Raw genomic sequence first — 24,456 nt, forward strand, 5'->3', positions numbered from 1 at the left:
GTGCCCACCCCGAAAATCTCCACAATCGCCCGACAGGTGGCGCTCTCGCGCGGCGCCGCCGCGTCCAGGGCTTCGAGAGACGATGTCGCATCCGCTCCGTTCGACGGTTCCCGCTCCCGTTCCGGCGGAGGTTTCGCGGCGCGGCCTCGTGACGATCGTGCTCGTCGGCGCAGGATTGGCGCTCGCCGGCTGCAGCGGCTCGGCGATCCTGCCCGCGCCCGACCTGCCGACCACGCCGGTGATCCTCGACGAGGCCGCGGCGGCGGCCGCGATCTCGCGCTATCGGGCGAGCCACGGCCTCGGGCCGGTGGTGATCGATTCCTCGCTGATCCGCGCCGCCTCCTACCAGGCAGAGGCCAATGCCCGGGCCGGCCAGCTCTCGCACGAGATCGGCGGCACCTTCGACGCGCGGCTCAAGCGCGCCGGCTTCGGTGGCCGCTACGCCGCCGAGAACCTGAGCGCGGGCTCCGCCACCTTCGACGACGTGCTGAAGCGCTGGCAGGTCTCGCCCGAGCACAACCGCAACATGCTGATGCCGCAGGTCCGCCGCGTCGGCATCGCCCGGGTGGATGCGCCCGGCAGCCGCTACAAACGGTTCTGGGCGCTGATCCTGTCGGACGGCTGAAAACGCGCTGCCGCACCGCGGAATGGGGCCGAAACGCCCCGAAACACCCCGGAAGGCCGGGCCCCTGCGACGATCCTCCCCGCCCGCCGGACCCTTCCGGGCGTTGTGCGCCGGGCATGAGCTCCTATCTTGCTTGCAGACGTTCGCGGTTTGTGCGGTGCGAACGCCCCTTGTTTCGCAATACCCGCTCGTTTAAGCCTCGCGCACCTTCCGGGCTTTGGAACCGTTCCGAGAACGGCCCCGGCGGCCGGGTTCCACCCGGGCACGCGCCAAGGCTCACGTTTATGGCTCGCGCTCACCCAAGGCCACGCGCCTACCCTTGAGGATGCTCGATGAACGGCCTCCTGTCGGATTACCTGCCGCTGGTGATCTTCATCGGCGTCTCCCTCTTCATCGCCGCGGCGCTCCTCGTGGCCCCGTTCCTGGTGGCCTATAACAGCCCGGACCCGGAGAAGCTCTCGGCCTACGAGTGCGGGTTCAACGCCTTCGACGACGCGCGCATGAAGTTCGACGTGCGCTTCTACCTCGTCGCCATCCTGTTCATCATCTTCGACCTCGAAGTGGCCTTCCTGTTCCCGTGGGCGATCACGTTCGGGGACCTCGGCTGGTTCGGCTTCTGGTCGATGATGCTCTTCCTCGGCGTGCTCACCGTCGGCTTCGTCTACGAGTGGCGCAAGGGCGCCCTCGAGTGGGACTAGAAGCCCGAGACGCGTAGACGCCGCCCCCGAGACGAGAAGCACCGGACCCCACCATGGCCCTCACCACCGTCCGCGCCCCCGAGATCGCGCCGCAGCCGAAGGGTATCCTCGACCCGGCCACCGGAAAGCCGATCGGCGCCAATGACCCGACCTTCCTGACGATCAGCGACGAGCTCGCCGATCGCGGCTTCCTGTTGACCACCGCCGACGACCTCATCACTTGGGCCCGCACCGGCTCGCTGATGTGGATGACCTTCGGCCTGGCCTGCTGCGCCGTCGAGATGATGCAGATGTCGATGCCGCGCTACGATTGCGAGCGCTTCGGCTTCGCCCCGCGCGGCTCGCCGCGCCAGTCCGACGTGATGATCGTCGCCGGCACGCTGACCAACAAGATGGCCCCCGCGCTCCGCAAGGTCTACGACCAGATGCCGGAGCCGCGCTACGTCATCTCGATGGGATCCTGCGCCAACGGCGGCGGCTACTACCACTACTCCTACTCGGTGGTGCGCGGCTGCGACCGGGTGGTGCCGGTCGACATCTACGTCCCGGGCTGCCCGCCGACGGCCGAGGCGCTGCTCTACGGCGTGCTGCTGCTGCAGAAGAAGATCCGCCGCACCGGCACGATCGAGCGCTGAGGCTGGCCATGAGCAACGGCATCACCATCCGCGCCCATACCCAGAGCGAGCCGGGCGTTGACGCTCTCGCGCGGCTCTCCGACACCCTCGCCGAGACGCTCGGCACCGCCATCGCCGACCGGGCGATCGCCTTCGGCGAGCTGACGCTCATCGTCGAGGGGCCTGAGATCCTGCGGGTGCTCACCCACCTGCGGGACGATCCGGCCTGCGCCTTCTCGACCTTCATCGACATCTGCGGCGCCGACTATCCGGCCCGGGCCAAGCGTTTCGACGTCGTCTACCACCTGCTGTCGATGCGCCATAACCGGCGCATCCGCGTGAAGGTGCAGACCGACGAGCGCACCCCGGTGCCGTCCGCGATTCCCGTCTTCCCGGCGGCGAACTGGTTCGAGCGCGAGACCTACGACCTCTACGGCATCCTGTTCTCGGGCCATCCGGACCTGCGCCGGTTGCTCACCGATTACGGCTTCGAGGGCCACCCCCTCCGCAAGGACTTCCCGCTCACCGGCTTCGTCGAGGTCCGCTACGACCAGGACGAGGCCCGAGTGGTCTACGAGCCCGTGCGGCTGACGCAGGAATTCCGCAACTTCGACTTCCTGTCCCCCTGGGAGGGCACCGACTACGTGCTCCCGGGCGACGAGAAGGCCGACAAGGCACCGGCGAAAGGCTGAGCCGACATGGGCGAGCACAGCATCCGCAACTTCTCGATCAATTTCGGCCCGCAGCACCCGGCGGCGCACGGCGTGCTGCGCCTCGTGCTGGAGCTCGACGGCGAGGTGGTCGAGCGGGTCGACCCGCATATCGGCCTGCTCCACCGCGGCACCGAGAAGCTGATCGAGGTCAAGACCTACCTCCAGGCGACGCCCTATTTCGACCGGCTCGACTACGTCGCGCCGATGAACCAGGAGCACGCCTTCTGCCTCGGCATTGAGCGCCTGCTCGGCATCGAGGTGCCGCGCCGCGCCAAGCTGATCCGCACGCTCTACTGCGAGATCGGCCGGCTCCTGTCGCACCTGCTCAACGTCACCACGCAGGCGATGGACGTCGGCGCCCTCACGCCCCCGCTCTGGGGCTTCGAGGAGCGCGAGAAGCTGATGATCTTCTACGAGCGCGCGTCGGGTGCGCGTCTCCACGCCAACTACTTCCGACCGGGCGGCGTCCACCAGGATCTGCCGCCGAGCCTGATCGACGACATCGAGAAGTTCTGCGAGACCTTCCCGCAGGTGGTCGACGACCTCGACAGCCTCGTGATGGGCAACCGGATCTTCAAGCAGCGCAACGTCGATATCGGCATCGTGACCGTCGAGGAGGCGCTCGCCTGGGGCTTCTCCGGCGTGATGGTGCGCGGCTCCGGCATCCCGTGGGACCTGCGCAAGTCGCAGCCCTACGAGGCCTACGACGAGATGGAGTTCGACATCCCCGTGGGGAAGAACGGCGACACCTACGATCGCCAGGTCATCCGCATGGAGGAGATGCGCCAGTCGGTGCGCATCATGAAGCAGTGCATCGCCAAGCTGCGCGAGCCGGCCGGCCAGGGCCCGATCGCCACGCAGGACGGCAAGGTGGCGCCGCCGCCGCGGCGCGAGATGAAGCGCTCGATGGAAGCGCTCATCCACCACTTCAAGCTCTACACCGAGGGCTTCCACGTCCCGGCCGGCGAGGTCTACGCCGCGGTCGAGGCGCCCAAGGGCGAGTTCGGCGTCTACCTGGTCGCCGACGGCACCAACAAGCCGTATCGCTGCAAGATCCGCGCTCCGGGCTTCGCCCACCTCCAGGCGATGGACTGGATGTGCCGCGGCCACATGCTGGCGGACGTGTCGTGCATCCTCGGCACGCTCGACATCGTGTTCGGCGAGGTGGACCGGTAAGGGGCTCGCGCCCCCGCCCGCACCCGCCGGAGACGTATGAGACATGGACGTTTGAGACATGGCCAACCGCAGACTTGCCCCGGTTTCCGAGCAGCCCGAGAGCTTCGCGTTCACGGCTGAGAACGCCGAATGGGCCAAGGGGCAGATCGCCAAGTACCCGGAGGGGCGCCAGGCCTCGGCCGTGATCCCGCTCCTGTGGAAGGCGCAGGAGCAGAACGGCGGCTGGCTGCCTCGAGCCGCGATCGAGGCGGTGGCCGACCAGCTCGGCATGCCGCATATCCGGGTGCTGGAGGTCGCGACCTTCTACACCATGTTCGCCCTCGAGCCGGTCGGACGCTACTGGATCCAGGTCTGCGGCACCGCGCCCTGCGACGTCTGCGGCGCCCGCGAGCTGAAGCAGTACCTCCACGAGCGGCTCGGGCCGTCGGGCCATGTCAGCCCGGACGGCAACTTCTCCTGGCTCGAGGTCGAGTGCCTGGGGGCATGCTGCAACGCCCCGATGGCGCAGATCAACCACGACTACTTCGAGGATCTCACACCTGAGCTCCTCGGCAAGCTGATGGACGACCTCGCGGCCGGCCGCCCGGTCAAGGTCGGCTCGCAGATCGGCCGCACCTCGTCCGAGCCCAAGGACGCGGTCACGACCCTCAAGGACGAGACCCTGTTCGACGGCTCCCGCGTCGGCGCCTGGCGCAAGCGCTTCGCGGAAGAGGGGCTGAAGGAGACCGGCGCCGACACGACCGGCGAGAAGGCCCGCACCGACGCCTCGGCCGCCGAGAACCCGAAGGCCGCCCGTCCCGATGCCGGCCGGCCGAACGAGAGCAAGGCGGCGGCGACCCCGGCGCAGGGCGCGGTCGATCCGAAGTCGGACAAGGGCGAGGTGACACCGGACCGCACCACCGTCGCGGTGCCGCGCACCGGGCCGGAGACGGTCGGTGCGCCCCAGAGCGGCCGCTCCTACACGATGACGCCGGTCAAGCCCGAAGAGGGCCGTCCGGTGGCGGCCGCGAAGGGCACCACGCCCGAGGCCGGCGCCGAGCCGGCGACCGCGAGCGACAAGACCGACGGATCGCAGGCCAAGCCCGTCGGCATCACCAACGCCGACAAGCCGGCCGACAAGGGTCCGCCCGGCCCGAAGGCGAAGCCGTAATCATCGACTATGATGTCCCCTTTCACAGCAGGCCTGTAGGACGATCGCCATGCTCGCCGATCAGGATCGGATCTTCACCAACCTCTATGGTCTCCACTCCCCCGGTCTCGAGGCCGCGAAGAAACGCGGCGCGTGGGACGGGACCAAGTTCCTGCTGCAGCAGGGCCGGGACTGGATCATCGAGGAGATGAAGAAATCGGGCCTGCGCGGCCGCGGCGGCGCCGGCTTCCCCACCGGCCTGAAGTGGTCCTTCATGCCGAAGAAGTCCGACGGCCGGCCGCACTACCTGGTGGTCAACGCCGACGAGTCGGAGCCCGGCACCTGCAAGGACCGGGAGATCATGCGGCACGATCCGCATCTCCTGATCGAAGGCTGCATGCTGGCGTGCTTCGCCATGGGCGCGCATGCCTGCTACATCTACATCCGCGGCGAGTACGTCGCCGAGAAGCACGCGCTCCAGCGCGCGGTGGACGAGGCCTACGCCGCCCGCCTCGTCGGCGAGAGCAACGTCCACGACTACCCCTTCGACATCTACGTCCACCACGGCGCCGGTGCCTACATCTGCGGCGAGGAGACGGCGCTGATCGAGAGCCTGGAAGGCAAGAAGGGGATGCCGCGGCTGAAGCCGCCGTTCCCGGCCAATATGGGCCTCTACGGCTGCCCGACGACGGTGAACAACGTCGAGTCGATCGCGGTGGCGGGCACGATCCTGCGCCGCGGCGGCGCCTGGTTCGCCGGTCTCGGCCGGCCGGGCAATACCGGCACCAAGCTGTTCTGCATCTCGGGCCACGTCAACAAGCCGTGCAACGTCGAGGAAGAGCTCGGCATCACCTTCCGCGAGCTGATCGACCGGCATTGCGGCGGCATGCGCGGCGGCTGGGACAACCTGCTCTGCTCGATCCCCGGCGGCTCCTCGGTGCCGCTGGTGCCGGCCGCCGAGATCATCGACGCGCCGATGGACTTCGACACGCTGAAGAACCTGAAGTCGGGCCTCGGCACCGCCGCCGTGATGGTGTTCGACAAGTCGACCGACATGGTCGCGACGATCGCCCGCATCGCGTACTTCTACAAGCACGAGTCCTGCGGCCAGTGCACCCCGTGCCGCGAGGGCACCGGCTGGATGTGGCGCGTGATGCTGCGCATGGCGGAAGGCCGGGCGCAGAAGCGCGAGATCGACATGCTGCTCGACGTGACGAAGCAGATCGAGGGCCACACCATCTGCGCGCTGGGCGATGCCGCGGCCTGGCCGATCCAGGGCCTGATCCGGCACTTCCGCCCCGAGATCGAGAAGCGCATCGACCGCTACACCGCCAACCCGCACCCGACCCCGGTGCCGATGGCGGCGGAGTAAGCGCCATGGCCGGCGAACCCGACAACCTGGTCCTCGTGTACCTGCGGCGCATCGACGAGAAGGTCGATCGCCTCATCGACGACGTGAACGACCTGAAGGGACGGGTGTCCGGCGTCGAAGAGAACTTGGCCGGCGTGCACCGCCGGATCGACCGCCTTGAGATTCGCGTCGAGCGCATCGAGCGCCGGCTCGATCTCGCCGACGCGACACATTGAGCTGAACCGATGACCAAAATCCTCGTCGACGGCATCGAGGTCGATGTCCCGCCGGACTACACCCTGCTCCAGGCCTGCGAAGTGGCGGGCGCCGAGATCCCGCGCTTCTGCTTCCACGAGCGGCTGTCGATCGCCGGCAATTGCCGCATGTGCCTGGTCGAGCTGAAGGGCGCGCCGAAGCCCGTGGCGTCCTGCGCCTGGGCCGTGCGCGACTGCCGTCCGGGCCCGAACGGCGAGCCGCCCGCGGTGTCGACCAAGTCGGCCCTGACCAAGAAGGCCCGCGAGGGGGTGATGGAGTTCCTCCTCATCAACCACCCTCTCGATTGCCCGATCTGCGACCAGGGCGGCCACTGCGACCTGCAGGACCAGGCCATGGCCTACGGCGTCGACTCGACCCGCTACGGCGAGAACAAGCGCGCCGTCGAGGAGAAGTATATCGGCCCGCTGGTGCGGACCGCGATGAACCGCTGCATCCACTGCACCCGCTGCGTCCGCTTCCTGGCGGAAGTGGCCGGCGTGCCGGATCTCGGCGCCATCGGCCGCGGCGAGGACATGGAGATCACCTCCTACCTCGAGCGCGCGATGGAATCCGAGCTGCAGGGCAACGTCGCCGACCTGTGCCCGGTCGGGGCGCTGGTCCACAAGCCGCAATCCTACAACGTCCGTCCCTGGGAGCTGAACAAGACCGAGTCCGTCGACGTGATGGACGCGGTCGGCTCGGCGATCCGCGTCGACACCCGCGGCCGCGAGGTGATGCAGATCGAGCCGCGGGTGAACGAGGCGATCAACGAGGAGTGGATCTCCGACAAGACCCGCCACGTCGTCGACGGCCTGCGGCTCCAGCGCCTCGACCGGCCGTACCTGCGCGAGAACGGCCGCCTGCGCCCGGCCTCCTGGGCCGAGGCGTTCGGCGCCGTCGCGGCCAAGTTGAAGGGCGCGGATCCGAAGCGCGTCGGTGCGATCGTCGGCGACCTCGCCGGCGTGGAGGAGATCTTCGCGCTCAAGACCCTGATGGGCGCGCTCAAGGTCCAGAACCTCGATTGCCGCCAGGACGGGGCGATGATCGATCCGGCCTGGGGCCGGGCCGCCTACACCTTCGGTCCCGGCATCGCCGGCATCGAGCAGGCGGACGCGATCCTGATCGTCGGCGCCAACCCGCGCACGGAAGCGTCGCTTCTCAACGCCCGCATCCGCAAGCGCTGGCGGCTCTCCCCGATGCAGATCGGCGTGATCGGCGAGGATGTCGACCTCACCTATCCCCACACCTATCTCGGTGCGGGTCCGGAGACACTGGCCGAGGTGGCGGCGGGCCGTCACAGCTTCGCGGAAGGCTTCAAGGCCGCCGAGCGGCCGCTGGTCATCGTCGGCCAGGCGGCGCTCGCCCGTCCGGACGGCGCGGCTCTCCTCTCCGCCGTCGCCAAGCTCGTCCAGGGCCTCGGCGCCAAGGCCGAGGGCTGGAACGGCCTCGGCGTGCTCCAGAACGCGGCGGCCCGCGTCGGCGCCCTCGATCTCGGCTTCGTGCCGGGGGAGGGTGGGCTGACCTTCGCCGAGATGGCTCAGGGCGGTGCGCTCGACGTGCTGTTCAACCTCGGCGCCGACGAGGTCGAGGTCGGCCCGGGCGCCTTCGTGATCTACCAGGGCACCCACGGCGACAAGGGCGCCCACCGCGCCGACGTGATCCTGCCGGGCGCCGCCTACACCGAAAAGTCGGCGACCTACGTCAACCTCGAGGGCCGGGTGCAGCTCGCCAACCGGGCCGCCTTCCCGCCGGGCGACGCCCGCGAGGATTGGGCGATCCTGCGTGCCTTGTCGGACGTGCTGGGCCAGCGCCTGCCGTTCGACTCGCTGGGCGCCCTGCGCAAGGCGCTCTACGCCGCCCACCCGCACTTCGCCGGCATCGACCAGGTCGCCCCGGCCGACGGCGTGGCCGCGCTGACGACGCTGGCGGGCCTCTCCGGCGAGCCCGGCCGCGAGCCGTTCCGGGCGGCGATCCAGGACTTCTATCTCACCAACCCGATCGCCCGCGCCTCGCGGGTGCTCGCCGAGTGCTCGGGTCTCGCCCGCGGGCGGGCCCTCGAAGCGGCCGAATGAGGAGCACCGACCGATGACCGCCTGGGAGGTGCTGGGCACCGTCCTCCTCGTTGCGCTGAAGAGCGTCGTGCTGCTCGTGGCACTGCTCGTCTTCATCGCCTACGCGCTGCTCGCCGACCGGAAGATCTGGGCGGCGGTGCAGCTGCGCCGCGGCCCGAACGTGGTCGGGCCCTGGGGCCTGTTCCAGTCCTTCGCCGACCTGTTGAAGTTCGTGCTGAAGGAGCCGGTGATCCCGGCGGGCGCCAACAAGAGCCTCTTTCTGCTGGCGCCGCTGATCTTCGCCACCCTGGCGCTCGCCGCCTGGGCGGTGATCCCGCTCGCCGAGGGCTGGCCGATCGCCGACATCAACGTCGGCATCATCTACATCTTCGCGATCTCGTCGCTCGGCGTCTACGGCGTCATCATGGGCGGCTGGGCCTCGAACTCGAAATACGCCTTCCTCGGCGCGCTGCGTTCCGCGGCCCAGATGGTGTCCTACGAGGTCTCGCTCGGCTTCGTGATCGTGACGGTGCTGATGTGCGCCGGCTCGCTCAACCTGTCGCAGATCGTCCGGGCGCAGGACACCTCGCTCGGCGTCCTCGGCTGGTACTGGCTCTGGCTCTTTCCGATGTTCGTGGTGTTCTTCATCTCGGCGCTCGCCGAGACGAACCGCCCGCCCTTCGACCTGCCCGAGGCCGAGTCCGAGCTCGTCGCCGGCTACATGGTGGAATACTCCTCCACCCCGTACCTGCTGTTCATGCTCGGCGAGTACGTCGCCATCGTCACGATGTGCGCGCTCGGCACGATCCTGTTCCTCGGCGGCTGGCTCTCGCCGATCCCGTTCGCTCCCTTCACCTGGGTGCCGGGCCTGATCTGGTTCGCCCTCAAGGCCAGCTTCCTGTTCTTCATGATCGCCATGGTGAAGGCCATGGTGCCGCGCTACCGCTACGACCAGCTCATGCGGCTGGGCTGGAAGGTCTTCCTTCCGCTCTCGCTCGTCATGGTCTTCGTCGTCGCCTTCGTCCTGAAGCTGACCGGCCTCGCGCCGGTCTCCTGACCCCAACCGTCGGAGAACGAGCCATGAAGCTCGACCAGGTCGCCCGCGGCCTGCTGTTGAAGGAGTTCGTCACCGGGTTCGCCCTGGCGATGCGCTACTTCTTCAAGCCCAAGGCGACGATCAACTATCCGTTCGAGATGGGCCATCGCGGCCCGCGCTTCCGCGGCGAGCACGCCCTGCGGCGCTACCCCAACGGGGAAGAGCGCTGCATCGCCTGCAAGCTGTGCGAGGCGGTGTGCCCGGCCCAGGCCATCACCATCGAGGCCGGTCCGCGCCGCAACGACGGCACCCGCCGCACGACGCGCTACGACATCGACATGGTGAAGTGCATCTATTGCGGCATGTGCCAGGAGGCCTGCCCGGTGGACGCCATCGTCGAGGGGCCGAACTTCGAGTTCTCGGTGGAGACCCGCGAGGAGCTCCTCTACGACAAGGCCAAGCTGCTCGCGAACGGCGACCGCTGGGAGCGCGAGATCGCCCGCAACATCGCGGCGGACGCTCCCTACCGCTGACCGTGCCGCGGGAAGGGCGCTCGCCCTTCCCGGGGTCCCACAAGCGGGGAGGGCGCTGATCCTCCCCACATCGACGCCACATTCGCCGCTCCCCCGGTTGTGCGCCGCGGGAGCGGGTTCTATAGACGGGCCGCCGGAATGCTCCCGGGGGTCGGGCAGGAGGCCGCCGCCAGGCGGCGTGAATTCAGCGCATGACCGCAGCCGCCGCCTTCTTCTATCTGTTCGCCGCGATCACCGTCGCCTCGGGCTTCATGGTGATCGCCTCGCGCAACCCCGTCACCTCGGTGCTCTTCCTCATCCTCGCCTTCGTGAACGCCGCCGGGCTGTTCGTGTTGATGGGGGCGGAGTTCCTGGCCATGCTCCTGGTCGTGGTCTATGTCGGCGCCGTCGCGGTGCTGTTCCTGTTCGTGGTGATGATGCTCGACGTCGACTTCGCCGAGCTGCGCCAGGGCTTCCAGGACTACCTGCCGGTCGGCGGCCTGATCGGCGCCGTGTTCCTGGTCGAGCTGCTCCTCGTCGTCGGCTCCTGGGCGATCGATCCGGGCCTCGTCCACGGACCGCTGGCGGTGACGCCGGGCACGGAGACGATGACCAACACGCAGGCCCTGGGTCTCGTTCTCTACACCAACTACTTTTTCTTCTTCCAGGTCGCCGGCCTGATCCTGCTGGTCGCGATGATCGGCGCGATCGTGCTGACCCTGCGCGACCGGCCGGGCGTCAAGCGCCAGGACATCGCGATCCAGAACGCCCGCACCCAGGCCGACGCCGTCGAGGTGCGCAAGGTCCCGACGGGGCAGGGCGTCGAGGTCTGACGGGGATCGCGGGTCCGACGAGTTCGTGCGGGGCCTGACGGTCTCGCGAGGCTGATGACACGAGCGGCGGGGCGGATCGCGCCTCGCGACACGAAGGCGGCCGCCCGCGGCCGAGAGGCACGATGATCGGTTTGAGCCATTACCTGACGGTCGCCGCGATCCTGTTCACCCTCGGGGTGCTCGGCATCTTCATCAACCGCAAGAACATCATCGTCATCCTGATGTCGGTCGAGCTCATCCTGCTCGCCGTGAACATCAACCTGGTGGCGTTCTCGACCCATCTCGGCGACATCGTCGGCCAGGTCTTCGCCCTGTTCGTCCTGACGGTCGCCGCCGCGGAGGCCGCGATCGGCCTCGCCATCCTGGTGGTGTTCTTCCGCAACCGCGGCTCGATCGCCGTCGAGGACGTCAACATGATGAAGGGCTGACGCAGGCTTCCGGGCCTTCACCCCTTCTCCCCAGAACCAGCGCCGCAGCGGCACCCGTCACGCGAGGCCGGACCCCGAGCATGTACCACGCGATCGTCTTCCTGCCCCTGATCGGCTTCCTCATCGCCGGCGTGTTCGGGCGCCGCATCGGCCCGCGGGCCAGCGAGGTGGTGACCACCGGCATCCTCATCTTCGTGGCGCTGCTCTCCTGGGTCGCCTTCTTCGAGGTGACCGGCGGGCACGGCCACGGCGCCACCAAGCACCACGTCGCGACCTGGTTCACCGCCGGCGGCCTGACGGTCGACTGGGCCTTCCGGGCCGACACGCTCACCGCGGTGATGCTGGTCGTGGTCAACAGCGTCTCGGCGCTCGTGCACCTCTACTCGATGGGCTACATGCACGAGGACCCGCACCGGCCGCGGTTCTTCGCCTACCTATCGCTCTTCACCTTCGCCATGCTGATGCTGGTGACGTCGGACAACCTCGTCCAGATGTTCTTCGGCTGGGAGGGCGTCGGCCTCGCCTCCTACCTGCTGATCGGCTTCTGGTACGAGAAGCCCTCGGCCAACGCCGCGGCGATGAAGGCCTTCATCGTCAATCGCGTCGGCGATTTCGGCTTCTCGCTCGGCATCTTCCTCTGCTTCGTTCTGTTCGGCGCGGTCGCCTTCGACGGCATCTTCCCGAAGGTGCCGGAGTTGAAGGACGCGACGTTCCACCTCCTCGGCTACGACTGGAACGCGCTGACCATCTGCTGCCTGCTGCTGTTCATGGGCGCGATGGGCAAGTCGGCGCAGTTCCTGCTGCACACCTGGCTGCCGGACGCGATGGAGGGCCCGACCCCGGTCTCGGCCCTGATCCACGCCGCCACCATGGTGACCGCCGGCGTGTTCATGGTCGCCCGCCTGTCGCCCCTCTTCGACGCGGCGCCGAACGCCCTCATCGTCGTCACGGTGATCGGCGGCATCACGGCCTTCTTCGCCGCCACCGTCGGCCTCGTCCAGAACGACATCAAGCGCGTCATCGCCTACTCGACCTGCTCGCAGCTCGGCTACATGTTCGTCGCGCTCGGCGTCGGCGCCTACGCGGCGGGCGTGTTCCACCTCTTCACGCACGCCTTCTTCAAGGCGCTGCTGTTCCTCGGCGCCGGCTCGGTCATCCACGCGATGCACCACGAGCAGGACATGCGGAACATGGGTGCGCTCCGCCGCTACATCCCCTTCACCACCGCCATGATGGCGATCGGGACGCTCGCGCTGATCGGCTTCCCGTTCACCGCCGGCTTCTACTCGAAGGACGCCATCATCGAGGCGGCCTACATGTCGACCCGGCCGGGCCACGTGCTGGCCTTCCTGGCGACCGTCATCGCGGCCTTCTTCACCTCGTTCTATTCCTGGCGCCTGTTCTTCATGACCTTCGAGGGTCGGGCCCGCTGGCAGAACGCGCACGCCCATGGCGGCAGCCATGCGCACGGGCATGACGACCACCACGCCGACGTGCACGCCGCACACCATCCGGCGGTGGCCCATGCTGCGGCCCAGGCCGACGGCGCGCCGGGCCACCACGAGGGCGTCGCCCACGACGACAAGGGCCACGACATAGAGCCGGCCTCGCACTCGGCGATCGAGCACCACGACGACCACCACGCCCACACCCCGCACGAGAGCCCGCGGGTGATGACGATCCCGCTGGCGATCCTCGCCCTGGGCGCGCTCTTCGCCGGCCTGGTGTTCAAGAACCGGTTCATCGGCGAGGGCATGGACGAGTTCTGGAAGGGCGCGCTGGCGCACGGCCCCGACAACCACATCATGCACGACATCCACAACGCGCCGGGCTGGGTGCAGAACTCGCCCTTCGTGATGCTGGTCCTGGGCTTCCTGCTCGCCTTCTGGATGTATATCCGCCGGCCGGAGCTGCCGAACCAGCTCGCCCAGAGCCAGCCGCTGCTGTACCGCTTCCTGCTCAACAAGTGGTACTTCGACGAGATCTACGACCGGATCTTCGTCCGCCCGGCCAAGGGCTTCGGCGAGTTCCTGTGGAAGGTCGGCGACGGCCGGATCATCGACGGGATGGGCCCGAACGGCATCGCCGCCCGCGTCGTCGACATCACCCGCGGCGTGGTCCGTTTCCAGACCGGCTACGTCTACCACTACGCCTTCGTGATGCTGGTCGGCGTCGCCGCCCTGGTGAGCTGGTACCTGATGACCGGCGTCTCCGCGGCCACCCACTGACCTGACCGGAGAACAGAGAATCATGCTCGGCCTCGGGATCCTCTCCGGCCTCCTCATCCTGCCCCTCGTCGGCGCCGCGTTCATCCTGACGCTCCGCGGCGACGAGGAGTCGGTCCGGCGCAACGCCCGCTGGGCGGCGTTGATCGCCACCCTCGCCACCTTCCTGCTGTCGCTCGTGGCCTGGGGCCGCTACGACGCCTCGACCGCGCAGTTCCAGCTCGTCGAGACCCATGCCTGGCTGACGGACACGATCCGGTTCAAGCTCGGCGTCGACGGCTTCTCGATGCCGCTGGTGCTGCTCACCACCTTCCTGATGCCGTTCTGCATCGGCGCCTCCTGGCTCTCGATCGAGCACCGGATGAAGGAGTACTTCGTCGCGTTCCTGGTCCTCGAGACCACGATGATCGGCGTGTTCTGCGCCCTCGACCTGGTGCTGTTCTACCTGTTCTTCGAAGCCGGCCTGATCCCGATGTTCCTGATCATCGGCATCTGGGGCGGCAAGCGCCGGATCTACGCGTCGTTCAAGTTCTTCCTCTACACCCTGCTCGGCTCGGTGCTGATGCTGCTCGCCATCATGGCGATGTACTGGCAGGCCGGCACGACCGACATCCCGACCCTGCTGCAGACCCGCTTCCCGGCGAACATGCAGATCTGGCTCTGGCTCGCCTTCTTCGCCTCCTTCGCGGTGAAGATGCCGATGTGGCCGGTCCATACCTGGCTCCCCGACGCGCACGTCGAGGCGCCGACCGCCGGCTCGGTCATCCTGGCGGGTATCCTGCTGAAGATGGGCGGCTACGGCTTCATCCGGGTCTCGCTGCCGATGTTCCCGGACGCCTCCCATTACTTTGCCCCGATGGTCTACACGCTGTCGGTGGTGGCGATCATCTACACGTCGCTGGTCGCGCTGGTGCAGACCGACATCAAGAAGCTGATCGCCTACTCCTCGGTGGCGCATATGGGCTTCGTGACGCTCGGCCTGTTCACGCTGAACGAGCAGGGCATCCAGGGCGCCCTGTTCCTGATGATCTCCCACGGCATCGTCTCGGGCGCGCTGTTCCTCTGCGTCGGCGTGATCTACGACCGGATGCACACCCGCGAGATCTCGGCCTATGGCGGTCTCGTCAAGCGGATGCCGCTCTACGCTGTGGCGATGATGGTGTTCACCATGGCCAATGTCGGGCTGCCGGGCACCTCGGGCTTCGTCGGCGAGTTCCTGGCGATGATGGGCGCCTTCCGGGCCAACCCGATGGTGTCGTTCTTCTCGGTCTTCGGCATCATCCTGTCGGCGGCCTACGCCCTGTGGCTGTTCGCCCGGGTGGTCTACGGCAAGCTCGAGAAGCCGAGCCTGCAGGGGATCACCGACCTCGACCGCCGCGAGATGCTGATCCTCGCGCCGCTGGTGGCGCTGACGATCTACTACGGCGTCCATCCCGGCCCGATCCTCGACGTCTTCGCGCCCTCGACCGACGCGCTGATGCAAGGCCTGCGCGCCGCCCTCTCCACGACCCAGACCGCTGCCGCGGCCCTGCCGGTCCCGCACTGAGTTTTTCGCGATGAACGCCGCTCAGATCGTCATGCCCGCCCTCGGGCCCGCCCTGCCGGAGCTGATCCTGTCGGTCGGCGTCCTGGTGCTGATCCTCTACGGGGCCTTCAAGGGCGAGCGCTCCACCGAGGGCGTCAGCGTCGGGGCCCTGATCCTCTTGATCCTCGCCCTGTTCGCGGTGGTCAGCCAGCCCTTCGGCGCCAAGATCGCCACCTTCAACGGCTCCTTCATCGTCGACGGGTTCGCCCGGGTGATGAAGGCGCTGACCCTCATCGGCTCCGCCGCCGCGATCCTCCTCGCCAAGGAGCATTTCGAGCGCGAGCGCATCGCCCGGTTCGAGTACCCGATCCTGATCGTCCTCTCGACGATCGGCATGATGATCATGGCGTCGGCCAACGATCTCATCGGCCTCTACATGGGCCTCGAGCTGCAGAGCCTGGCGGCCTACGTCATCGCCTCGTTCCACCGCGACGACGTGCGCTCGACCGAGGCGGGCCTGAAGTACTTCGTGCTCGGCGCCTTGTCCTCCGGCATGCTCCTCTACGGTGCCTCGCTGGTCTACGGCTTCACCGGCACCGTCTCGTTCCCGCACATCGCCACCGCGCTCCGCGAGGGCTCGGGCCTCGGCGTGGTGCTCGGCGTGGTGTTCGTCGCCGCCGGCGTGTCGTTCAAGCTCGCCGCCGTGCCGTTCCACATGTGGACGCCGGACGTCTACGAGGGCGCGCCGACCCCGGTCACCGCCTTCTTCGCGTCGGCCCCCAAGATGGCCGCGATGGCGATGGCCGTGCGCGTCTTCATCGGCGCCTTCCCGGTGATCACGCCCGAGTGGCAGCAGATCATCGTGTTCGTGTCGATCGCCTCGATGGCCCTCGGCTCCTTCGCGGCGATCGGCCAGCGCAGCCTCAAGCGCCTGATGGCCTATTCCTCCATCGCCAATGTCGGCTACGCGCTCATCGGGCTCGCCGCCGGCACGCAGGAGGGGGTGCGCGGCGTGGTGATCTACATGGCGATCTACCTCGCCATGACGCTCGGCGCCTTCGCGGTGATCCTGTCGCTGCGCCGCGGCCGCAAGATGTACGAGACCATCGACGACCTGTCGGGCCTGTCGCGCACCCATCCCTGGGTCGCCTTCCTGCTCGCCATGATGATGTTCTCGCTCGCCGGCATCCCGCCGCTCGCCGGGTTCTTCGCCAAGTTCTACGTCTTCGCCGCGGCCATCAAGGCGAACCTCGTGACCCTGGCGGTGATCGGCGTGGTGACCAGCGTGGTCGGCGCCTACTACTACCTGCGCCTCGTCAAGGTGATGTACTTCGACGAGCCGGCCGAGGCCTACGAGCCGATGGGCCCCGGCCTGCGCATCGTGCTCGGCCTGTCGAGCGTGGTGGTGCTGCTGTTCTGGCTGATCCCGGCCCCGCTGGTCGGCCTCGCCGGCACCGCCGCGAAGTCGCTGTTCTAGGCGAATGACCTTCGTGCTCGACCCCGCGGCCATGGCCGCGGGATACCGTATCGAGGTCCATGACAGCCTCGGCTCGACGAGCACGCAGGCCCTGGACCGTGCCCGCGAAGGTGCGACAGGGCCGCTGTGGATCGTGACCCGGGAGCAGACCGGCGGACGCGGCCGGCGCGGCAAGGGCTGGAGCTGGATCCAGGGCAATCACGCCGCGAGCCTGCTCTGGCCGGTGCCGGCGGGCCTGGCGCCGGACCGCGTCGCGACGCTCGGCTTCGTCGCCGGCGTGGCGGTGGACCGGGCCCTGCGCCGCGCCTGCGGACCGGGACTCGACGGGCGAGCGCCCGATTTCCGGCTCAAATGGCCGAACGACGTGCTGCTCGGCGGCGCCAAGCTCGTCGGCATCCTGCTCGAGATGGAGACGCTGCCGGGCCGCGGCGCGGTCGTCACCGTCGGCATCGGCATCAACGTGACCGGCGCGCCGGAGGGATTGCCCTACGCGGCGACCTCGCTCGCGCAGGCGGGCTACGCCGTCGACGCGCCGGGGCTGTTTCGCCTGCTCACCGGCGCCTGGGTCGAGGCCGAGCGGCTGTGGGACGAGGGAAGGGGTTTCCCGCGGATCCGCGAGGCCTGGCTCGCCTCGGCTGCGGGTCTCGGCGGTCCCGTGAACGTCCAGTCCGGCGGGCGCACCGTGACGGGAACGTTCGAGACGATCGACGAGGGCGGCCGTCTGGTCGTCCGGCTGCCGGAGGGGAACCGCATCGCGGTCGCGGCCGGCGAGGTGCATTTCGGAGCGGCCGCCAGCGCGGCCTGACGGGGAGGCGGTCCGGCGCCGGCGCGGCGACGACGCTTTCCCCGACACGTTCGAAGTCTTCCCGGCGGGGCGCCTCACGGCGCCGCCGCCGCGCGGCCGTTCCCGGCCGCACACGCAACATGACGGCGCCGTGACCGTGACGGCAGACGAGGCCGTTCCTCGAGTGGGACCGCGACGGCGGTCCGTGTGATGATGGTATGGACATGTCGAACAAGGGAGATGAGCTGATCTTCGTGCCCCTCGGCGGGGTGGGCGAGATCGGCATGAACGCCGCGCTCTACGGCTTCGGGCCGCCGAAGCACCGCAAGTGGATCATGGTCGATCTCGGCATGGGCTTCGCGAGCGAGGAGCACATGCCGGGCGTCGACCTGATGTACCCAGATCTCAGCTTCGCCGAGGAGCATCGCGAGAACCTGCTCGGCATCCTGATCACCCACGGCCACGAGGACCATATCGGCGCCATCGGCGAGCTGTGGCCCAAGCTCAAGGTGCCGATCTACGCCACCCGCTTCACCAAGAACCTGATCGAGGCCCGCCGCCTCGGCGAGCCGGGCGCGCCCAAGGTCGACATGCGCGAGGTCCCGGCCGACGGGCGGCTGAATCTCGGGCCGTTCTCGATCGAGTACGTGCCGGTCGCCCACTCGATCCCGGAGGCCAACGCGCTGGCTATCCGCACGCCGCTCGGGATGGTGCTTCACACGGGCGACTGGAAGCTCGACGACACCCCGGTCGCCGGCAACTCGACCTCGGAGGAGACCTTCACCCGCCTCGGCGAGGAGGGCGTGCTGGCTCTGGTCTGCGATTCGACCAACGTCACCCGCGAGGGGCGCTCGCCCAGCGAGTCGGAGGTCGCCGACCACCTCGCCGAACTGATCCGCAACTCGCCGCATCGGGTCGCGGTCACGACCTTCGCGTCGAACGTCGCGCGCATGCGCGCGGTCTGCCTCGCGGCGCAGGCCTGCGGCCGCGACGTCGTCGCGGTCGGCCGGGCGATGGACCGGGTGATCGACGTCGCTCGCGAGTGCGGCTACCTCGACGGGCTCCCTGAGATCCGCGGCGCCGAGGCCTACGGTTACCTGCCGCGGGAGAAGGTGGTGGCGCTGTTGACCGGCTCGCAGGGCGAGGCGCGGGCCGCGCTCGCCCGGGTCTCGCGCGACGAGCACCCGGAGATCGCGCTCTCGCCCGGCGACCGGGTGATCTTCTCGTCGCGGGCGATCCCCGGCAACGAGCGGGCCGTCGGCGCGATCATCAACGACCTGATCGAGGCCGGCATCCAGGTCATCACCGACCGCACCGAGCTCGTCCACGTCTCCGGGCACCCGCGGCGCGACGAGATGGCGGCGATGTACCGCTGGACCAAGCCCCGCATCGCGGTGCCGGTGCACGGCGAGGCCCTGCATCTCGCCGAGCACGCCACCTTCGCTCGCAAGCAGGGCGTCGATCAGGTGGTCAAGGCCCGCAACGGCACCCTGATCCGGCTGGCGCCGGGCGAGCCGGAGATCGTCACCCACGTCAAGAGCGGGCGGATCTACAAGGACGGCAACGTGCTCGTCGATTCGAACGACCGTGCGATCCCCGAGCGGCGCAAGCTCGCCTTCACGGGCATCGTCTCGGTGGCCATTGCCCTCGACCGCAACGGCGAGCTCAAGGGCGAGCCCTCGATCGACCTGATGGGCCTGCCGAGCTACGGCCGCAAGGGCGAGGTCATCATCGACATCATCGGCGACGCGGTCGAGCGGACGCTCAACGGGCTGGCGCGGGCCAAGCGGCGGGATTCGGAGGCGGTGGAGAACGCCGTCGACCGGGCGATCCGCTCCGCCGTCAACGAGGTCTGGGGCAAGAAGCCGGCCTGCCACGTGATGGTGGTGGAGGTGTGAGGAGCGTCGTTCACTGACGTTGCTGGATGGAGCGCATTAACCCTCCCCCCTCTGCGGGGGAGGGTGGTCCCTGCGTCAGCAGGGGCCGGGAGAGGGGCAGCGCGACGCTGATCCAGGTGGCGCCCCTCAGAACGGTCCAGATCTATCCGGAAGCGGCGTCCCCTCTCCCGCCCCACTCCGTGGGGCACCCTCCCCCGCAGAGGGGGAGGGAGTATTCGCGCCCCAGGCGGCCTCGTTCCGAAGCAAGAACGGTTCTTGCCGTAGCGCCACCCCGCACCGCACCCTAAAACCAACAACGCACTCAGGGACACGGAGGAACACCCCCATGATCGGCCGGCTCAACCACGTCGCCATCGCGGTGAAGGATCTCGAGGCCTCGGCGAAGGTGTATCGCGATACCCTCGGCGCGACCCTCTCTGCCCCACTGCCGCAGCCCGAGCACGGCGTCACGGTGATCTTCGTCGAATTGCCCAACAGCAAGATCGAGTTGCTGGAGCCGCTGGGCGCCGATTCGCCGATCAATGCCTTCCTGGAGCGCAACCCGGGCGGCGGCATCCACCACGTCTGCTACGAGGTCGACGACATCCTGGCCGCCCGCGACAAGCTGAAGGCGCAGGGTGCACGCATCCTGGGCAGCGGCGAGCCGCGCATCGGCGCCCACGGCAAGCCGGTGCTGTTCCTTCACCCGAAGGACTTCCTCGGCACCCTGGTCGAGCTGGAACAGGCGTGACCGCCCTCCTCGACCGCGCCACCGCCTCGATCCCGCGCACCCTCGCGGTGTGCGTGCTCCTGATGCTGCCGATGCTGGCGCTGGCGGTCTGGGGTTTCCGCCTCAGCGGGTTCGGCGCGGGCGCGCTCTACTTCGTGGTGTGGTGGACGGTGCTGTTCGCGGTGCTGCCGTTCCGCGCCGCGCCCGACGGCACCGAGGTGATCGTGCCGGGGCAGGATCTCGGCGCGCCGCACAAGCCGCAGATGCGCCGCAAGGCTGTGTGGACCACGCTCGTGTCCGACGTGGTGTTCATCCTGGCGGTCGCGGCCTTCCCGCTCGCCGGACTGTAACGGGTCGCGACCGTTCGAGGTCGCGGCCCGCACCAGCGAAATGCGGGTACTCTTCGTCAGGGCACAAATAAAAAAGCAAGGCTCGGAAGCCTTGCTTGATAGCTTTCTGAATGTTTTGACCAGCCTATGATCTGTTGTTCACCCGTTGGGGCGTTGAGGCTGGTTTTTCCTCCCGAGACTCGGACCTTGCGCGGCGCCGTTCGGCCTGCCTGCGCATCATCGCGAGGACGCTTATAGGAAGAAGAATTCGCATTGTCACCTGGCTACGAGCAGGCTGATGCGTTTTTTTGCATGGCCCCCGCATTTTCCTTCTCCGGCCCGCGCCGGGCGCGGGGGAGGCGGGCCGGACGGCGCACCGGTCCGCGTTTCATGTTTTGCGAACAGGGCCGGAAGCGTGCAAAAGGGCGTTCCCCGGGGAGCGTCCCGGCGAAGCCACCGCCTGCCACGTCAAGGTCCGACATGCGTCTCAGCCGCTATTTCCTGCCCATCCTGCGCGAGACGCCCAAGGAAGCCGAGATCGTCTCGCACCGGCTGATGCTGCGCGCCGGCATGATCCGTCAGGAGGCCGCCGGCATCTATGCCTGGCTGCCGCTGGGCCTGCGGGTGCTCAACCGGGTAGCGGACATCATCCGGGCCGAGCAGGACCGCTCCGGCGCGGTCGAGCTCCTGATGCCGACGATCCAGTCGGCGGATCTCTGGCGCGAGTCGGGCCGCTACGACGCGTACGGCAAGGAGATGCTGCGCATCAAGGACCGGCACGAACGCGACATGCTGTTCGGGCCGACCAACGAGGAGATGATCACGGCGATCTTCCGCTCCGCCGTGCGCTCCTACAAGGACCTGCCCAAGAACCTCTACCACATCCAGTGGAAGTTCCGGGACGAGGTGCGGCCGCGCTTCGGCACGATGCGCTCGCGCGAGTTCCTGATGAAGGACGCCTACTCGTTCGACCTCGACCAGGCCGGCGCGCGGCACTCCTACAACAAGATGTTCGTCGCCTACCTGCGCACCTTCGCGCGGCTCGGCCTGAAGGCGATCCCGATGCGGGCGGAGACCGGGCCGATCGGCGGCGACCTCAGCCACGAATTCATCATCCTGGCCCAGACCGGCGAGAGCGAGGTCTTCTGCGACCGCGCCTATCTCGACTTCGCGACGCCCAAGGCCGCGACCGACTTCGACGACGTCGCGGGCCTGCAAGCCACCGTCGATCACTGGACCTCGCGCTACGCCGCCACCTCCGAGATGCACGACGCCGCCGCCTTCGCCGAGGTGCCGGCGGAAGAGCAGATGGCCGCCCGCGGCATCGAGGTCGGCCACATCTTCTACTTCGGCACCAAGTACTCGGAGCCGATGGGCGCGAAGGTGACCGGGCCGGACGGGCAGGAGCGCCCGGTCCATATGGGCTCCTACGGCATCGGCCCGAGCCGGCTGGTGGCGGCGATCATCGAGGCGGGCCACGACGAGGCCGGCATCGTGTGGCCGGATGCGGTGGCGCCGTTCGACGTGGCGCTCCTCAACCTCAAGGTCGGGGATTCCGCCACCGATGCGGCCTGCGCCAAGCTCCAGGGCGAATTTGAGGCCGCCGGCTTCACCGTGCTCTACGACGACCGCGACGAGCGCCCGGGCGGAAAGTTCGCCACCGCCGACCTGATCGGTTTGCCCTGGCAGGTCATCGTCGGCCCGAAGGGCCTCGCCGACGGCAAGGTCGAGGTGAAGCGCCGCGCCACCGGCGCCCGCGAGACCGTGGCGCCCGACGCGGTGCCCGAGTTCCTCCGCCAGAACCGGACCGCTTGAGCCGATGGCCCTCGCCGCGATCCGCGACCGCCTTCCGAAATTCGGCGGGCGCATCTTCGGCGGGGGCGCCACGCTGCCCTTCGCGCCCTTCGAGTGGACGATCGCCGGGCGCTACCTGCGCACCCGGCGGAAAGAGGGCTTCGTCTCGGTCATCGCCCTGTTCTCGTTCCTCGGGATCATGCTGGGCGTCGCCACCCTCATCATCGTGCTCTCGGTGATGAACGGTTTTCGCAAGGAGCTCTTGAGCAAGATCGTCGGCATCAACGGCCACATCTTCGTCGCGCCGATCGACCGGCCGTTGACCGACTTCGCCGATCTGTCGGACCGGCTCGGCAAGGTGGCGGGCGTCCACCTCGCCCTGCCGATGGTCGAGGGCCAGGCCTTCGCCTCGTCGCAATTCGGCGGCTCCGGCGTGCTGGTGCGCGGCGTGCGGGCCGACGACCTGCAAAAAATCCCGTCCGTCGCCAAGACCATCCGGGGCGGCACGCTGGAGAACTTCGACACCGGCGGCGGCGTCGCCATCGGCAAGCGGCTCGCAGAATCCCTCGGGCTCCAGGCCGGCGACACGATCACGCTGGCGACGCCGAAGGGCGCCACGACGCCGTTCGGCACCGCGCCGCGGATCAAGAGCTACAACGTCGCGGCGGTGTTCGAGGTCGGCATGTCCGAGTTCGACGGTACCTTCGTGTACATGCCGCTCACCGAGGCGCAGGCCTTCTTCAACCGCGACGGCGACGTCTCGGTGATCGAGATCTTCCTCGACAACGCCGATTCCGTCGGCGAGGCGCGGGGCGAGCTGGAACTCGCCGCCGAGCGCCCGGTGCTGATCACCGATTGGCGCCAGCGCAACCGCACCTTCTTCTCCGCCCTCGAGGTGGAGCGGAACGTGATGTTCATCATCCTCACGCTGATCGTGCTGGTGGCGGCGCTGAACATCGTGTCGGGCCTGATCATGCTGGTGAAGGACAAGTCGAGCGACATCGCGATCCTGCGCACCATGGGGGCGACACGGGGCGCGATCATGCGCGTCTTCCTCATCACCGGCGCCTCGATCGGCATCCTCGGCACGCTCGCCGGCTTCGTCCTCGGGCTGGTCTTCTCGGCGAACCTCACGGTGATCCAGCGCACGCTCTTCCCGGGCGCCTGGGACCCGACGGTGCGCTTCCTGTCCGAGATCCCTTCCGAGACCAATGCCAGCGAGGTCGTCGCCGTCGTCCTGATGTCGATGGTGCTGTCGCTGCTGGCCACGCTGTACCCGTCCTGGCGCGCCGCCCGGCTCGACCCGGTGCAGGCCCTGCGCTACGGCTGAGCCTTCGGGCCCTCGCCCCCCGATCCTGTTCCCGAGTACGTACCGGATGCCGCGACCCGTCTATCCCCCGATTCCCGCCCCGCGCATGCCGGCGAGGGGCGTCTGACCTTGACGGACGACACCCAGCAGCAGCCGGTTCCGGCCCTCTTCCTCGCCCAGGTCGAGCGCCGCTACGCCCAAGGTGCCGGCCATCTCGACATCCTGCGCGGGGCGGATCTCGCGATCTGGCCCGGCGAGATCGTGGCGCTCGTGGCGCCGTCCGGCACCGGCAAGTCGACCCTGCTCCACGTCGCCGGCCTGCTGGAGCGGCCCGACGGCGGCGAGGTCTATATCGGCGGCCAGCCGAGCGCCCGGATGGACGACGCCGCCCGCACCCGGATGCGGCGCGAGGAGATGGGCTTCGTCTACCAGTCGCACCACCTGCTGCCGGAGTTCTCGGCGCTGGAGAACGTGGTGCTGCCCCAGCTGATCCGCGGCCTCTCGGCACGCGAGGCGCGCTCCCGCGCCTCGGAACTGCTGTCGTTCCTCGGCCTCAAGGAGCGCTTGAGCCACCGCCCGGCGGAGCTCTCGGGCGGCGAGCAGCAGCGCGTCGCCATCGCCCGGGCGCTCGCCAACGGCCCGCGGCTGCTGCTCGCCGACGAGCCGACCGGAAACCTCGACCCGCAGACCGCGGGACACGTCTTCGCGATCCTGGTCTCGCTGGTCCGCGCCTCCGGGGTCGCGGCGCTGATCGCCACCCACAACCTGGATCTCGCCGCGCGGATGGACCGGCGGGTGACGATCCAGAACGGGCTAATCGTCCAGCTCGCCTGACCCATCGCCGCGGAAGCGCCGGGCGCTACATTCCAGGTCGGGGCCGGCTCACGGATTCTCCACGCACGGGGCGCGGGACGGCGCTGCCGTTCAGCTTGCGTTGGGGTTGCGAATGGTCCAACCCCGGCGTGACGTCAGGCGGCAGCCGCTA

The 24,456-nt window shown here is 68.7% G+C and carries 23 protein-coding genes; all 23 read left to right on the forward strand.

Annotation, left to right across the window (positions count from 1 at the left end; genetic code table 11):
• The first annotated feature begins 148 nt into the window (after positions 1-148).
• The 23 genes from DK412_RS09790 (at position 149) to DK412_RS09900 (ending at position 24,305) form a co-directional block, all read left to right on the forward strand.
• Positions 149-625, forward strand: a complete 477-nt coding sequence (locus DK412_RS09790) for a CAP domain-containing protein (protein ID WP_245447534.1) — start codon at positions 149-151, stop codon at positions 623-625.
• 332 nt (positions 626-957) lie between these two features.
• Complete coding sequence (locus DK412_RS09795) at positions 958-1,323, forward strand: NADH-quinone oxidoreductase subunit A (RefSeq protein WP_048453080.1); 366 nt, start codon at positions 958-960, stop codon at positions 1,321-1,323.
• 53 nt (positions 1,324-1,376) lie between these two features.
• Entirely contained in the window at positions 1,377-1,958 is a 582-nt protein-coding gene (locus tag DK412_RS09800; protein ID WP_048453079.1) for an NADH-quinone oxidoreductase subunit B, read from the forward strand.
• Positions 1,959-1,966: 8 nt separating this feature from the next.
• The gene (locus tag DK412_RS09805) at positions 1,967-2,629 is read left to right on the forward strand and encodes an NADH-quinone oxidoreductase subunit C (protein ID WP_109971799.1); all 663 of its coding nucleotides are present in this window, start codon (positions 1,967-1,969) and stop codon (positions 2,627-2,629) included.
• A gap of 6 nt (positions 2,630-2,635) precedes the next feature.
• The gene (locus tag DK412_RS09810; protein ID WP_109971800.1) at positions 2,636-3,826 is read left to right on the forward strand and encodes an NADH-quinone oxidoreductase subunit D; all 1,191 of its coding nucleotides are present in this window, start codon (positions 2,636-2,638) and stop codon (positions 3,824-3,826) included.
• A 58-nt stretch (positions 3,827-3,884) separates the two neighbouring features.
• A complete protein-coding gene (gene nuoE / locus DK412_RS09815) occupies positions 3,885-4,976 on the forward strand; it encodes an NADH-quinone oxidoreductase subunit NuoE (protein ID WP_109971801.1) in 1,092 nt (363 codons plus the stop codon).
• Positions 4,977-5,025: 49 nt separating this feature from the next.
• Positions 5,026-6,327, forward strand: a complete 1,302-nt coding sequence (gene nuoF / locus DK412_RS09820; protein WP_099905378.1) for an NADH-quinone oxidoreductase subunit NuoF — start codon at positions 5,026-5,028, stop codon at positions 6,325-6,327.
• A 5-nt stretch (positions 6,328-6,332) separates the two neighbouring features.
• Positions 6,333-6,542, forward strand: a complete 210-nt coding sequence (locus DK412_RS09825) for a hypothetical protein (protein ID WP_109971802.1) — start codon at positions 6,333-6,335, stop codon at positions 6,540-6,542.
• 9 nt (positions 6,543-6,551) lie between these two features.
• A complete protein-coding gene (gene nuoG / locus DK412_RS09830) occupies positions 6,552-8,633 on the forward strand; it encodes an NADH-quinone oxidoreductase subunit NuoG (RefSeq protein ID WP_109971803.1) in 2,082 nt (693 codons plus the stop codon).
• A gap of 13 nt (positions 8,634-8,646) precedes the next feature.
• On the forward strand, positions 8,647-9,669 hold the full coding sequence (nuoH, locus tag DK412_RS09835) for an NADH-quinone oxidoreductase subunit NuoH (protein ID WP_109971804.1): 1,023 nt from the start codon (positions 8,647-8,649) through the stop codon (positions 9,667-9,669).
• A 23-nt stretch (positions 9,670-9,692) separates the two neighbouring features.
• Positions 9,693-10,181, forward strand: a complete 489-nt coding sequence (gene nuoI / locus DK412_RS09840) for an NADH-quinone oxidoreductase subunit NuoI (RefSeq protein ID WP_048447551.1) — start codon at positions 9,693-9,695, stop codon at positions 10,179-10,181.
• Between the two features lie 191 nt (positions 10,182-10,372).
• Complete coding sequence (locus DK412_RS09845; RefSeq protein WP_109971805.1) at positions 10,373-10,993, forward strand: NADH-quinone oxidoreductase subunit J; 621 nt, start codon at positions 10,373-10,375, stop codon at positions 10,991-10,993.
• 122 nt (positions 10,994-11,115) lie between these two features.
• A complete protein-coding gene (nuoK, locus tag DK412_RS09850; protein WP_048425446.1) occupies positions 11,116-11,421 on the forward strand; it encodes an NADH-quinone oxidoreductase subunit NuoK in 306 nt (101 codons plus the stop codon).
• Between the two features lie 80 nt (positions 11,422-11,501).
• Positions 11,502-13,649, forward strand: a complete 2,148-nt coding sequence (gene nuoL, locus DK412_RS09855) for an NADH-quinone oxidoreductase subunit L (protein WP_109971806.1) — start codon at positions 11,502-11,504, stop codon at positions 13,647-13,649.
• A gap of 22 nt (positions 13,650-13,671) precedes the next feature.
• A complete protein-coding gene (locus tag DK412_RS09860; RefSeq protein ID WP_109971807.1) occupies positions 13,672-15,192 on the forward strand; it encodes an NADH-quinone oxidoreductase subunit M in 1,521 nt (506 codons plus the stop codon).
• Positions 15,193-15,202: 10 nt separating this feature from the next.
• Complete coding sequence (nuoN, locus tag DK412_RS09865; RefSeq protein ID WP_109971808.1) at positions 15,203-16,648, forward strand: NADH-quinone oxidoreductase subunit NuoN; 1,446 nt, start codon at positions 15,203-15,205, stop codon at positions 16,646-16,648.
• A 4-nt stretch (positions 16,649-16,652) separates the two neighbouring features.
• The gene (locus DK412_RS09870) at positions 16,653-17,453 is read left to right on the forward strand and encodes a biotin--[acetyl-CoA-carboxylase] ligase (protein WP_109971809.1); all 801 of its coding nucleotides are present in this window, start codon (positions 16,653-16,655) and stop codon (positions 17,451-17,453) included.
• 203 nt (positions 17,454-17,656) lie between these two features.
• Positions 17,657-19,330: a ribonuclease J gene (locus DK412_RS09875; protein ID WP_109975173.1), complete on the forward strand. Its 1,674-nt coding sequence runs from the start codon at positions 17,657-17,659 to the stop codon at positions 19,328-19,330.
• 325 nt (positions 19,331-19,655) lie between these two features.
• Positions 19,656-20,060, forward strand: a complete 405-nt coding sequence (gene mce, locus DK412_RS09880; RefSeq protein ID WP_109971810.1) for a methylmalonyl-CoA epimerase — start codon at positions 19,656-19,658, stop codon at positions 20,058-20,060.
• Entirely contained in the window at positions 20,057-20,389 is a 333-nt protein-coding gene (locus tag DK412_RS09885) for a DUF1467 family protein (protein ID WP_348629381.1), read from the forward strand. Before mce ends, DK412_RS09885 begins: the two co-directional genes overlap by 4 nt.
• A gap of 459 nt (positions 20,390-20,848) precedes the next feature.
• Positions 20,849-22,183, forward strand: coding sequence for a proline--tRNA ligase (gene proS / locus DK412_RS09890; protein WP_109971811.1), 1,335 nt, complete (start codon positions 20,849-20,851; stop codon positions 22,181-22,183).
• A 4-nt stretch (positions 22,184-22,187) separates the two neighbouring features.
• Entirely contained in the window at positions 22,188-23,492 is a 1,305-nt protein-coding gene (locus DK412_RS09895; protein ID WP_109971812.1) for a lipoprotein-releasing ABC transporter permease subunit, read from the forward strand.
• A gap of 108 nt (positions 23,493-23,600) precedes the next feature.
• Positions 23,601-24,305 carry an ABC transporter ATP-binding protein gene (locus DK412_RS09900; RefSeq protein ID WP_109971813.1) on the forward strand — a complete coding sequence of 235 codons (705 nt, stop codon included), beginning with the start codon at positions 23,601-23,603 and terminating at the stop codon, positions 24,303-24,305.
• Positions 24,306-24,456 lie beyond the last annotated feature (151 nt).

Source organism: Methylobacterium sp. 17Sr1-1, from assembly GCF_003173775.1.
Classification (GTDB): domain Bacteria; phylum Pseudomonadota; class Alphaproteobacteria; order Rhizobiales; family Beijerinckiaceae; genus Methylobacterium.

What these genes read in the sequence shown, in the direction of transcription:
- DK412_RS09870 (WP_109971809.1), top strand. Translation starts at nt 16,653, where the DNA reads ATGACCTTCGTGCTCGACCCCGCGGCCATGGCCGCGGGATACCGTATC.
- DK412_RS09895 (WP_109971812.1), top strand. Translation starts at nt 22,188, where the DNA reads ATGGCCCTCGCCGCGATCCGCGACCGCCTTCCGAAATTCGGCGGGCGC.
- proS (WP_109971811.1), top strand. Translation starts at nt 20,849, where the DNA reads ATGCGTCTCAGCCGCTATTTCCTGCCCATCCTGCGCGAGACGCCCAAG.
- DK412_RS09825 (WP_109971802.1), top strand. Translation starts at nt 6,333, where the DNA reads ATGGCCGGCGAACCCGACAACCTGGTCCTCGTGTACCTGCGGCGCATC.
- DK412_RS09795 (WP_048453080.1), top strand. Translation starts at nt 958, where the DNA reads ATGAACGGCCTCCTGTCGGATTACCTGCCGCTGGTGATCTTCATCGGC.
- DK412_RS09800 (WP_048453079.1), top strand. Translation starts at nt 1,377, where the DNA reads ATGGCCCTCACCACCGTCCGCGCCCCCGAGATCGCGCCGCAGCCGAAG.
- DK412_RS09810 (WP_109971800.1), top strand. Translation starts at nt 2,636, where the DNA reads ATGGGCGAGCACAGCATCCGCAACTTCTCGATCAATTTCGGCCCGCAG.
- DK412_RS09845 (WP_109971805.1), top strand. Translation starts at nt 10,373, where the DNA reads ATGACCGCAGCCGCCGCCTTCTTCTATCTGTTCGCCGCGATCACCGTC.
- nuoK (WP_048425446.1), top strand. Translation starts at nt 11,116, where the DNA reads ATGATCGGTTTGAGCCATTACCTGACGGTCGCCGCGATCCTGTTCACC.
- DK412_RS09875 (WP_109975173.1), top strand. Translation starts at nt 17,657, where the DNA reads ATGTCGAACAAGGGAGATGAGCTGATCTTCGTGCCCCTCGGCGGGGTG.
- nuoH (WP_109971804.1), top strand. Translation starts at nt 8,647, where the DNA reads ATGACCGCCTGGGAGGTGCTGGGCACCGTCCTCCTCGTTGCGCTGAAG.
- mce (WP_109971810.1), top strand. Translation starts at nt 19,656, where the DNA reads ATGATCGGCCGGCTCAACCACGTCGCCATCGCGGTGAAGGATCTCGAG.
- nuoN (WP_109971808.1), top strand. Translation starts at nt 15,203, where the DNA reads ATGAACGCCGCTCAGATCGTCATGCCCGCCCTCGGGCCCGCCCTGCCG.
- DK412_RS09860 (WP_109971807.1), top strand. Translation starts at nt 13,672, where the DNA reads ATGCTCGGCCTCGGGATCCTCTCCGGCCTCCTCATCCTGCCCCTCGTC.
- nuoG (WP_109971803.1), top strand. Translation starts at nt 6,552, where the DNA reads ATGACCAAAATCCTCGTCGACGGCATCGAGGTCGATGTCCCGCCGGAC.
- nuoE (WP_109971801.1), top strand. Translation starts at nt 3,885, where the DNA reads ATGGCCAACCGCAGACTTGCCCCGGTTTCCGAGCAGCCCGAGAGCTTC.
- nuoL (WP_109971806.1), top strand. Translation starts at nt 11,502, where the DNA reads ATGTACCACGCGATCGTCTTCCTGCCCCTGATCGGCTTCCTCATCGCC.
- DK412_RS09805 (WP_109971799.1), top strand. Translation starts at nt 1,967, where the DNA reads ATGAGCAACGGCATCACCATCCGCGCCCATACCCAGAGCGAGCCGGGC.
- nuoI (WP_048447551.1), top strand. Translation starts at nt 9,693, where the DNA reads ATGAAGCTCGACCAGGTCGCCCGCGGCCTGCTGTTGAAGGAGTTCGTC.
- nuoF (WP_099905378.1), top strand. Translation starts at nt 5,026, where the DNA reads ATGCTCGCCGATCAGGATCGGATCTTCACCAACCTCTATGGTCTCCAC.